Genomic DNA, 11,177 nt, shown 5'->3' on the forward strand with positions numbered 1-11,177 from the left:
TAATGCTCAAAACCGCACAAAATTACGGTCAAAGCTGAATAATTTATTTTTATGGAAAAGATTTTTAGGATTTTCTAAAAACAGCCATCAGCAAATTTTTAGAGAATTCTATAGAATTATTTTATCACAATTTCTGTCAATTGACGATAGTTTGAAAAATTTATATCGGCAGATTTTAAAGGACAGTGAAAAATTTTCCGCCAAAACGGCATTATGTACGCGCTCAACATTCCAGCGTTTTTTGAACCGCATACATCATATTTTATAGAATTTCCAACGTAAAGAATCTGTTCTGGCTTTAAGCCAAGTTCATTTGCAAGAATTCCGAATGGAAAAACTGAAGGTTTTAAAGCTCCAAGACGTTCTGTTCCCAAAATTACATCGCAGTAAGAAGAAAGTCCCCATAAATCGCCCTTCTGCTCCGGAGGAAAATCCGACAAAATAGCAATTTTGAAACCGGCCTCTTTTATTTTTTTGAAAGATTCTTCAACATATTTAAAAGTTTTTATTTTCTTAAAATATGGAATAAGTCCGTCGTAGACAATTTCTTGAATTTTTTTCTTTGATTCGGCAACTGGAAGACCGGTCAATTCTGAAAAAAGACGTGCCTGATATTCATAAAAATCAGGCAATGGCGCTGTATGGTGCAAAATTTTCCGGACTTTATTGTATTTTACGTAAAAAGCAAAATTTTTCAAAAAATATGGAATTATCCGCACATAAAACTGAGGAGAAGAATAAAGAGTTCCGTCAATATCAAATGCTACAGCAGAAATTCCATCTAACATTCTTCGATTATAAACAAAAGCAAAGTATTGAACAATCCGAAAAAATTATCTTTTTTCTATCTTTTTTCGATTTTATACGGAAAACTTGCAGCTGCCGAAGAAGAATCCTGATTGAAGCGCCATGAAGAAATTTGTGCCGAAATCTCATTTTGAACGAGAGATGTTATTATCGCTCCTGGAGTGATTTTTATGCTATTTAAATCGACATGTCCGTTTGCAAGAACAGTAAATCTTACCGTAAGATTTTTTGTCGTATCAATTGTCGCCGATGCAGATTCCGAAAGCGCAATTACCGGCTTTACAGGCTCCAGCAAAGTTCTAGAACTTCCGTCGTTCATAAGAAGAGCGATTCTTCCGTTTGGAGCGCCCGCACTTTTTACGGTAGAACTTGCAGTAACGCCGTTACCGAAATTTGCGCTGTAAACCGCAGAAGAAATTTTTTCCAGCGCAGATGAAGTTGAATCTGAGACAGAACCTATGTTTTCGGTTTTGCTTCCGGCAACTACGGCAGAATCCTTGTCGACAGCCTTTCCAGCAGTTCCTTCAAAAATATCAGCCTTAGAGCTGTTTGCTGCAACTGGCGCAGTTGAATTTTCAGAAACGTTTTCCACCGCCTCATCATCAAACTGGCTCCAGTCAAATTCTTTTTTTGCCGGCGTTTTTTTTGTCCGTTGCTCCGCCATAAGTTCGTCTACGCTTTTTTGCAAAGTCTGAACGGCTGGTTTTTCGGAAACAGAAGATTTTTTTGATGCAGTATTCTGTTTCTGAACAGATTTTTTTTCAGAAACAGGTTTTGACATTTTTTGAGCAGATGCTTTTTGTTCGGCCTGAGTTTTTGGCGACGGTTGTTTTTTTATTTCCTGATTTTGAGGTCTTGGAGGGGCTGCTTCCTGTTTTTTTTCTGTAATTTTTGGGGTTGAATTTTCAGAAAGTGTAATTTTTACAGTTTTATAAACCTGCTTTTGAGGCAACAGCGCAAAAAGAGAAAATAAAATGCAAATAAAAATCCAAATGCCGGCAGTTCCTGTCAAAGCATATAAATTTCGTTTTTTTTGCAGTTTTGTCATTTAGTCAGTCGTCCTTAAATTCACCGAAACAAATCCATTTTTGCGTAAAACATCAAAAATTTTTACAATTGTTCCATTCGTCACTTTTTCGTCGGCTTCAAGCGTTACAGGATATTCTTCGCGCTTTTTTCCTTCGGTGTCAAAATTTTTAAGTTTTTTGTCCATGGATTGAATTGTAATTTTTTCGTCATTAAAAAACAGTTTTCCTGTGGCAGTGGCTGTAATTGTAATTCCAGCAATTGACTGAGCTTGCGAAGTTTCGCTTTCAGGAAGATTTACATTGATTGCAGGCAAAACGGCAAATGTCGTGGAAACCAGAAAAAACAGGATTAACTGAAAAACAACATCTATCATCGGTGTTAAATCCGCGCCAGCAGAAACACCTCTTCTTCTTCGTATTTTCATTAAAGCAAATGTCCTGTCAATTTTAAGACTACTTCCGTTACAGAAGATTCAAGAATTACGGTTTCTTTGTTTACAAGACGCGTAAAATAATTTGAAAAAATCATTGAAGGAATTGCAACAAAAAGACCAGCCGCTGTCGTCACAAGAGCTTCGGCGATTGCCCCTGCCAAAACAGCAGGATTTCCCATGCTTGCTCCAGCGCCAAGGACACCAAAAGCCTTGATGTTTCCGGTTACAGTTCCAAAAAGACCGAGCAAAGTGGAAATATTTGCAATTGTTCCAAGAAGCGTAAGACAATGCTCATACTGCGGAATTACAACCTCCATTTCGGTTTCAACGATTTCTTTTAAATACTTGTCTTCAAGGTTCCGGACAGAAATCGCCTTTTGCACAACCTGAGAAAATGGAGTTTCGCAGGCAACGCACAGTGCCATAGCAGCTTCGTAATCTTTTTTGAGCAAAACCGTATTCAATTGAAGTTTTAAAAGTGAATCGTTTTTGCGCAAATTCTTAAAGTAAAGCAAACGTTCAATAATAATGTAAGTTGCAGCAATTCCACAAAGAATAATCGGAATCATCAAAATTCCACCGGATTTTATTAAACTAAACATTTTTAATTTCCCCCATTTTATTTCTGTTAAAACTGAAATTTTACAAGTGCAGTTATATGTCCGCAATTCTGTTTGTATTGGCTGTGAGCAAAAGCCCTCGTCTTTACGGTAACCAATTTTATAATATCTGTTGCTTCGAGAGCAAGGCGAATTGAATTTGAGGCTCTGACAGAACCAGAAAAATCAAGAACCGGAACTTTTTCAGCATCGTCTCCGAGGTTTTGAGTAATAGAAGCCTTTAAATTCCACAAATTGTCCGGCTCAAAAATAACACAAGCCGTCAAACTCTGTTCGTCCTCATAGGACGGAACATCGAGCCAGTAAGATTTCCATGAGCCGGAAAATTTTAATTTTTCAAAATCTGCTGAAAGTTCGGCAACCGATTTTAATTCAGTCCTATTTTCCTGCTTTATAACGTAAAAACCTGCTGACGACGGAGAAGTCTTGTAATCTGGAGTCCAAACTCCGTTATCAAAAGCAGTTTTTCTGAATTCTCCGCTCAAATTTACGCTGAAAAAATCCTGGACAGGAACAGAAGCCGAAATTTGTCCATACCAGTCGCTCTGCTCGGAAGAAAGACAGAAAAGCGCTGCAAATAGATACTTTTGCTCAAGATTTCCGGCAGATTCCAAAACAGAATCAAGTCCGCCTTCAATTTTCAGGCAAAGCGGTCTGAAAGAAAGTCCGTATGGAATTTCAGCTTTTCCGCCGAGCAAAAACGGAAACAGGACATTTTGCTTTCCAATGGAATTTCCTGCAATCATACCGGCAGAAGCATAAACTTTTACATTTTCGTCAGTCCAGTCAAAATTCAGCCTGAATTCGCCCTTGTGAACGGCTTCAGCGCTTGAAGCCTCAGGCGCCTTTTCGAGAGAACCTGTTTCTTTTACGTTGAGCTGAGTTTCATATTTTGCGAGAAAATTTACATCAAACATTGAATTTTTCCAGCCCGCCAAAAAATGAGGAACAAATGAAAAATATTTTGAACTTTTTTCCCATCCGCTATCAAAAACTGAATCAGAGTCAGATTTTGTTCCATAACGATTAAAATAAGAGCCGTTTCCGCCAAGCTGAATGTACCAGCCATTTTTTAAAGACCATTTTGCCGACATTTTTCCGCCAATGTCGTTCCAAAGATAATCCGTAAAAACCGAAGATTTAGACTGCAAACCTTCATTTTGATTTTTGTACCAGCCAAAAAAAATGAATTCCGACTTTTCGTTCAAGAATTTTTTTTCTGCTTCAATTCCAGTTTTTCTAAAAAAATAACCGTCGGCAGCTTTTTTATCCGCAAAATCTTCTGCGTTTTTGTGAAAAAACGAAACCTTAAAAGGTGAATTTCCGCTCATTCGGTAAATATCAAAATCGCCGGCAAAACTGAACGGAAAACCGCCGCCAATGCTGCCTTGGGCATAGACATTTTTTTCGTCAGAAGAATTTTGAACGTACTGCTGCGAAACCTGCTCTTTTTTCTGTACACTTTCCATTTCCGGCAATTCAAGGCTGCCGGTATTTTTATCTGGAAGAATTTTTTTATAATCTGGAACGCTGTCTTTTCCAGCCGTCAGCGCTCCTCCGGAAATTACAGTTGTCACGTCTGGAAGTTCAATTTCGTTTTCTGAAGGCTGAACTTCTTCCGCTATCTGCGCAAAAGCAAATGTTCCACAAAAACACGCTGTCAAAATAAAAAATATCTTTTTCATTTTTTTTTCAAAAAACCTCTCATCAGTTAAATTCGGTTATTTTTTTTAGCAAGGATTTTACTTGCCTAATCAGTTTTCTTTAAGATTTACAATTCGCTGAACATCGGCAGCATACTGGCTTTTTGGATACAGATTTATAAGAACTTTTGCCGTAGAAAGGGCATCTGCCTTTTTTCCAGCCGCATCAAACGCTTCTGCCGCGCCGTAAAGCGAACGCTCGGCAATTTCGCTGTTTCCGCATTTCCGTCCAAATTCCGCCGCAGACAAAAACATATCTGCCGCTTCGTCATTTTTATTCTGTGATCTCAAAATATCTGCCAGAAGAACAGCATTTTTTCCGGCAAGTTCAATTTCATCATCGTTGTTTTTTTGAATTTCAAAAAGCTCCCGTGCAAGGCTTTCCGCCTTTTTTTGCTGCGGCTTTTCAAAATAAATTTTTGCAAGCTCAGTGCCGATTTTTCGTCCATTTTTTGTTTTGCTTCCGCCGGCACTTTCAAATTCCTGTTCTTTTTCGAAAATTTCCTTGTCCGCGCCAGAGCTCAAAGCCTGCAATTCCCGTTTTAAGCTGGAAATTCCGTCTTTTTCCGCCTGGTTTCCATATTCAAGAAGCATTTTGTCTGCAATTTTTAAGGCTTGTGAATATTTTTTCTGCGAACGATAAATGTCAATCAGTTTTTTTTCAGAATCATATTTATAGGAAGAATTTTCCGGCTTTTCGACAATTTCCATAAAATAAAGCGATGATTTTTCTATTCTGCCAATTTTAAAAAGGCTGTCCGCTTCAAAATAAAGCGCCGCAGGATAAAATTTCCCAGACTGATATTTTTTTAGGTAAATTTCAAAGAGCTGGGCTGATTTTTCATAATTTTCGTTTACATAAAAAAGTTCGCCGCGACGGAAAACTGACTCTTCTGCAAGAAAACCGGCATTTTTCTCTTCTGAAAGCTCGGAATAAGTCTTATCTGCCTGAACAAAATCTTTATTTTGAACAAAAAATTGGGCCATCAAGTAACGGCATTCAAAGCCAAAACTGTTTTTTTCGGAAGAATAAGATTTTAAAAGTTTTATAGCTTCATCATATTTTTTTGAGTCTGAATAAATTCCAGCAAGCAAGAGCACGGATTCATTTTTTTGCTCCTGATTTTTAGAAGAAGAAAGCGCGTTTCTGGCATTTTTTTCCGCTTCCGGATAATTTTGAATTTGAGCGGCGCATTTTGCCGCTGTTGCCAAAGCCTGGAAATTCAGGGCATTTTCCCCGCTGTTTTTTACAAAACTTTCCAAATTTTCAAGGGCATTTTTGTATTTTCCGAGCTGGTACTGACAGTACCCAAGATAAAATTTTGCCAGATTTGAATATTTTGAATCAAATTTTTTATCAGAAATCGATTCTTCAAAACATTTTTCCGCTTCCTGCCAATTTTTCTGGTTAAAAAGCGCAAGAGCCTTCATGTAATCCGACTCGCTTCCATGCGCATTTTCTGCCTCTTCAACAGTAGAAATCAAGTGTCCGGCATTTAAAAGCGTGCGAATATAATCAAGCCTTCCGTCGTTATCAAGAAAACCTTTTTTTGAGAGCGCATAAAAAATTGAATCTGCATCGGACGACCTTCCCATTTTTGCAAAAATTTTAGCTTTTAGAAATAGAAATTCATCATCAGAATAGTTTTCGGAATTTAAAAAATCCAATGCCCCCTCATAATTTTTGAGGGAATATTGTGAAAGAGCAGCCCAATAAACCAGAGTTTTTTTTGCCGCGGAAGAATTTTCGCTCAAAATCTGGGATTGAGCGTTTTTTAAGGAATTTTCCCAATCTTCAGAAAGCCCAAAATACCGGGTTTTTGCCGCAATCGCATCCGAATAATAAAACTTTTCTTTTTCAAAACCGCATTCATTCCAGCCGGAATTTATTATTTCCAAAGAATTTTTTGCAGCCGTTTTTAGATCTTCTTTTGAAGTCAAAAAACTTATTTCGGCAGAATAAAGCAAAGCAAGCTGTTTTAACTGAGCTGAATTATTTTTTTCGGCATTTTTAAAATAAGAAAGCGATTTTTCATATTTTTTTGAATAGAACGCATCGATTGCAAGCCGTGTCCAAAATTCACTGACGAGCTCAGGTTTTTCTTTTTTTAAAAGTTCCGCCTTTTCAATAACTTCGGCAGGATCTTTTTTTATTTGATTTTGATGGGCACTAGAAAGAAGATACGCTTTTTGCATTGCAAGGGCGGCAAGACTTGAAGGTCCTTCTGTCAAAACTTTCACGTAACAGTCATAGCAGGCAGAAAATTTTCCAAGATTTTCAAGCGCCTGGCCATAAGCAAGAAGAATTCTGTATTTTGCTTCTTGCGAAAAAACAAATTTTTCAATTTGTCCAAGTTTTTCAAGCTGAACAAAATATTCTTCGCACTTTTTAAAATTTCCAGCGAGAACACAGTTTTCAAAAAAATTTACGCACGCTTCTTCGTATTCTCCAGCCGAAAATTTCTTTCCGTTTTGAACCGCATATTCAAAACAGTCTGCCGCTGCCTCAAAATTTTTTAAGCGGACAAGAGTTTTTCCAGAATACAAAATTGCCTGAGAATAAACAGAAGTTTTTTCCAGCCCCGCATTTTTTAAGATTTCCGCGCTTTTATAAAAATACGGCAAAGCGGCTTCGTTTTTGTTCAACTCAAAAAGACCGCGCCCAGTCCAAAAACAACGGGCCGAATTAAGCTCAGGACTGTTTTTTGCAGATTTTTCGGCGTCAGAAAGAATTTCAAGAGAATCTTTTATTCTTCCCATTTTAAAAAGACTTTCGCCTTTTAAAACCATAGCTTTTGCTTCGTAAACCGATTTTGACTCTGAATTCAAAATCTGGTCTGCATAAAGCACAACTCCCGGATAAAATCCGCTGTCATAAGCATCTTGCATTTGAAAAGCCAGCGAAGATTCGCTTTGAGCAAAAGAAACTGCTCCTGCAAAAACGCAAAACAACGCTCCCAAAACTATTTTTTTTTCAATTTTTTTCAATTTTTTCATAAAATCACTTATTTCAAAAAAAATATTTTCTATTGCAAATAAAAATTATTTTCAGTCAAAACCCTGGAAAGATGGACAAAGCTTCCCTTATATTTATTGGCAAACTGTCTTAAAGTAAGTTCCTTTCCATTTTCAAAAATTACACAGTTAAACCGTCCGTTTTTGTCATAAAACGGAAAAATAACCGCGCAACGGTCGAATGCAAAAATTTCAGAATCAGACAGATTTTTATCATGCAAAGGACGTTTTATTGCCGCAAGATAGCAGTAAGTCGGTTCAGTCGAAGCAAGCGCAAAAAGAAGAGGTCTTAGCTTTTCAATCTGATAACCTGAATTTTTAAGATAGCCGGCAGTCTGAGTAATTCCGCGGTCTGTAACTTCGGACGCAAAAGGCTCAAGAGTCACGTCAACGCCAGAATTTTTCCATAGATAATTTCTCTGAGATTTTACAGAAAGAACCGCAGCCGCAAGATTTCTGCACCAATCAAGCGAAAAAGAAAGATTGTAATTTTGAGAGATTATGCTTTTTTTGCCGGTCTTATTTTCTTCGGAAGTCGGAATAACAAGAGGATTTCGATAAAGAAAACTTCCGGTTACAGGCTCAACAAGACCATCGCAAATCCATTTTAAAAATCCGGCATCGTCCACAACAACAGGATTTTCGATTTTTCCAGAAGTTTTTTCGATTTCTTCAAAATCAATTTTCCGCTCTTTGCCAGACGAAATAAAAATCGGCTTTCCATTTTCGTCGTAACAACTGTCCGGACAATAAACAACTCTTTCAAGATTTTTGCGAATTGCCGCAATCATCTTCAATTTTGACTCAAACTGTCCCTGCTGGCGGTCTGCATATTTCCACGGAAGAATATTTTCGGTCAAAGAAAAAATCTGCTCAAAAGAAAGCGTATAAAGCTTTTCAAACGGAATTCCTAAAGGAACAGAGCGGGCGGCGTAAAGTCCGGAAATTACAAAATCTGACAGAGTTTTTGCTCCAGACGGCGCAAACTGCACAAATTCATCGCTGTCTTGTGAAAAGTAAATTCTCAAAAAAAGAGGCTTTGAGGTTTTTGAATCCTTTACAAGAACCCAGCCTCCGCACGAATCCCCGGCAAAATTGTCAACAGTCCGTTTTTCTACGCCTTTTTCCGTAAAAATCTCAGTTTCGAGCAAAGATTTTGGAGCAACAACAACTGCAAAAGTCGAGTCAGTTTCTTCCATTCTAATCTGGAATTCCTGGCCGATAGCGTTTTTTTCAATTTCTGATTTTTTCTCACGAAGCTGGCCCAAACCGCAAAAAAACCAGGACTCGGCCTTTGCGCGCCGAATTTCAGCAGAATCTGGAATATTGAGCCTGTTAAAATCTGCAAAAGCACAAAGCCCCGCAAAAAAAACAAATATGCAGCCAAAAATTTTTCTATTCATTATAAAAAAATAACACGAAAAGCAAAAAAGTTACATAGACAAAATATAACGATAATGGGTGCGTGCCGTAAAAACGGCACCGGGCTTTGCAGGGTTCCGCGCCTTACGCGCTCCATTGCCGCGCAACGCGCTCCGCGCGCCCTTCCAATCCCTCGCACAGTAATTTAAGTGTCATTCCTGTGCCGCGGCATTGCGATGTTTACGCAGTAAACTCAGCCAGGAATCTGCTGGAAATTTTCGATAGATTATCGGGTCAAGCCCGATAATGACAGTAAAATTTAAAGCTCGAAATCGAACCTTTTAATAATAAGGATAAACAGCCGCCTGCTCAGGATTCTGTTCAATAATTACATCTCGCCAGCGTCTGCCCCAGTTGTAAACGGATTCTCCAAAATCAACAGTGCCGTCATCGTTCAAGACAAACTCTACTGGAATATTTTGACGTATTTCTGCAGTGTACGGAAGCGTTTCATCATCATAATGCGTGGCATTTTCGTTCTTTGTAATCTTGATTTTATAAGCTTCACTTTCAAGGTTTATGCTGCCACCTTCGTACTTTCCGTTTGCGTCAAATTCAGAAGGACGAATAGTTTTTGTATAAACGTTGTTATCACTTCCCACATTGATAACAACTTTATAAGTTGTATTGCCACCTGAAGTTTTCGGGGAAATCGAATATTTTATACCGCTGCTTGTGTCTTCGCTGCCATATACCGCCATTAAATTAAATGTTTTTTTTCTAACTACATTGTTTTCATAGATGTCTTTAACTATAAAAGCAGGTTTTGGACTTTCCGTTTTATTAACTGAATAATAATTACTTTCTTTGCAAGTCTCATAATACTCTACAAACTGCTGTTTTTCATCAAACGCATAACAATTAAGCAGCAGATTATTTTTGTCATAACTTTTAAACTCATTCGGCATGTAATTTCTGATTAAGATAAAGTTCATAGCTTTTAGCGCATCTTCAAAAGCAACAGAATTATTCTCTGAATCTATAAAATTGGCATAGTATTTTGAATGCCATTGTTCCTTTATAAATCCAAGTCTGTCTGTCAAATCTTCTTTTCCCAATACCAGAAAATTATCACTATAAAAGTAATGCGGAGTTGTTTCTTTAGATTCTGCAAAAAAATCTGATTCTGAATAGCCATTTGGAATTACAGCTGGCACAATATTCTTTTTTAGCTCAGTAAATTCCGGCACTGTACCATGCTTTACAGCAACCTTGCCTGCAACTCTTATCAAAAGCACATTTTTGCCGAAAGTTTTTTCAGCATATTCTTTTGTTTTTTTGATTGAGTCTAATGTTGTAAGCGCTGCAATCACACTGGCTGTACTGCCTGAATTTTCTGTAATTGTGTTAGAAACTACTATGTAGTCCAGACCGTCAACTTTTACAACAGAACCAACACTAAAACTTGCGGTTTCAGTTGTGTCTGTTTTTTCTGAACAGCAGTCTATCGCCTCTTGTGCCGTGGCGTATTCCTTTTGGCACTTGGCGCACACATAGACTTTTTCCGTTATTGTCTTTGTCTTTATGGAAACATTTGCCACAGACACAGAGCTGTTTTCTATTCCTTCTTTTACAGCAAAAGCCTTTACTACAGTGTCTTTGCCGAACGTTACGGCCTCTGTGTACTTTTCGCTGTTTTCTGTCGGCTCAGTTCCGTCTGTCGTGTAATAGATTGCGGCACCTTCCGTCTTGCTTGCCATCGCTACCTTTACGCCAACTTCTCCTGCGTCCTCCGCGGTAAATGTTACTGCCTCGGCGTAAGTTTTATCAACATACTCTGTTTCGATTTCCGTTTTGCAGCCAAAAACCGCAAGTCCAATTGCAATTGCCGCAAGCACGGCAAACATTCTCGATTTTTTCATCATAACTTCCTCCATAAGATGAAACTAATTTAAAATAAAAAAAGACCGCCATACTGCGGCGCACAAAATTTTGCACGTTGCAATATAACGGTCTTCTAATAGCTGAATAAATTGTATTTTAGAGAGAATTATCTTCTGTTCTGTTCTGTTCTGTTCTGTTCTGTTCTGTTCTGTTCTGTTCTGTTCTGTTCTGTTCTGTTCAAGATTATGTCTCTCCGGTTTTCTCTGTCAAGCGTCAGTATAACATATTCTTTTTAACTGTGCACCGCTTTTTTTTACGTTTTTT

8 protein-coding genes are annotated in these 11,177 nt (G+C 38.0%); all 8 read right to left on the reverse strand.

Going from position 1 to position 11,177, the window contains the following annotated elements; genetic code table 11:
• Nucleotides 1-116: 116 nt before the first annotated feature.
• Entirely contained in the window at nt 117-788 is a 672-nt protein-coding gene (locus B4N75_RS03805) for an HAD family hydrolase (protein WP_296706615.1), read from the reverse strand.
• A 56-nt stretch (nt 789-844) separates the two neighbouring features.
• The gene (locus B4N75_RS03810) at nt 845-1,855 is read right to left on the reverse strand and encodes a hypothetical protein (protein ID WP_296706616.1); all 1,011 of its coding nucleotides are present in this window, start codon (nt 1,853-1,855) and stop codon (nt 845-847) included.
• Nucleotides 1,856-2,260, reverse strand: a complete 405-nt coding sequence (locus tag B4N75_RS03815) for an ExbD/TolR family protein (RefSeq protein WP_078930560.1) — start codon at nt 2,258-2,260, stop codon at nt 1,856-1,858. It abuts the gene before it with no gap.
• The gene (locus B4N75_RS03820; RefSeq protein ID WP_296706618.1) at nt 2,260-2,871 is read right to left on the reverse strand and encodes a MotA/TolQ/ExbB proton channel family protein; all 612 of its coding nucleotides are present in this window, start codon (nt 2,869-2,871) and stop codon (nt 2,260-2,262) included. The genes B4N75_RS03815 and B4N75_RS03820 overlap by 1 nt, the downstream gene beginning before the upstream one ends.
• A 26-nt stretch (nt 2,872-2,897) precedes the next feature.
• Entirely contained in the window at nt 2,898-4,574 is a 1,677-nt protein-coding gene (locus tag B4N75_RS03825) for a hypothetical protein (protein WP_296706620.1), read from the reverse strand.
• A gap of 69 nt (nt 4,575-4,643) precedes the next feature.
• On the reverse strand, nt 4,644-7,589 hold the full coding sequence (locus B4N75_RS03830) for a tetratricopeptide repeat protein (RefSeq protein ID WP_296706622.1): 2,946 nt from the start codon (nt 7,587-7,589) through the stop codon (nt 4,644-4,646).
• Between the two features lie 29 nt (nt 7,590-7,618).
• Nucleotides 7,619-9,010 (reverse strand): hypothetical protein, encoded by a 1,392-nt coding sequence (locus B4N75_RS03835; RefSeq protein ID WP_296667008.1) that lies wholly within the window; start codon nt 9,008-9,010, stop codon nt 7,619-7,621.
• A 300-nt stretch (nt 9,011-9,310) separates the two neighbouring features.
• Nucleotides 9,311-10,894, reverse strand: coding sequence for a chitobiase/beta-hexosaminidase C-terminal domain-containing protein (locus tag B4N75_RS09275; RefSeq protein WP_296706624.1), 1,584 nt, complete (start codon nt 10,892-10,894; stop codon nt 9,311-9,313).
• Between the last annotated feature and the right edge of the window lie 283 nt (nt 10,895-11,177).

The organism is Treponema sp. UBA7570, from assembly GCA_002477955.1.
Lineage (GTDB): Bacteria > Spirochaetota > Spirochaetia > Treponematales > Treponemataceae > Treponema_D.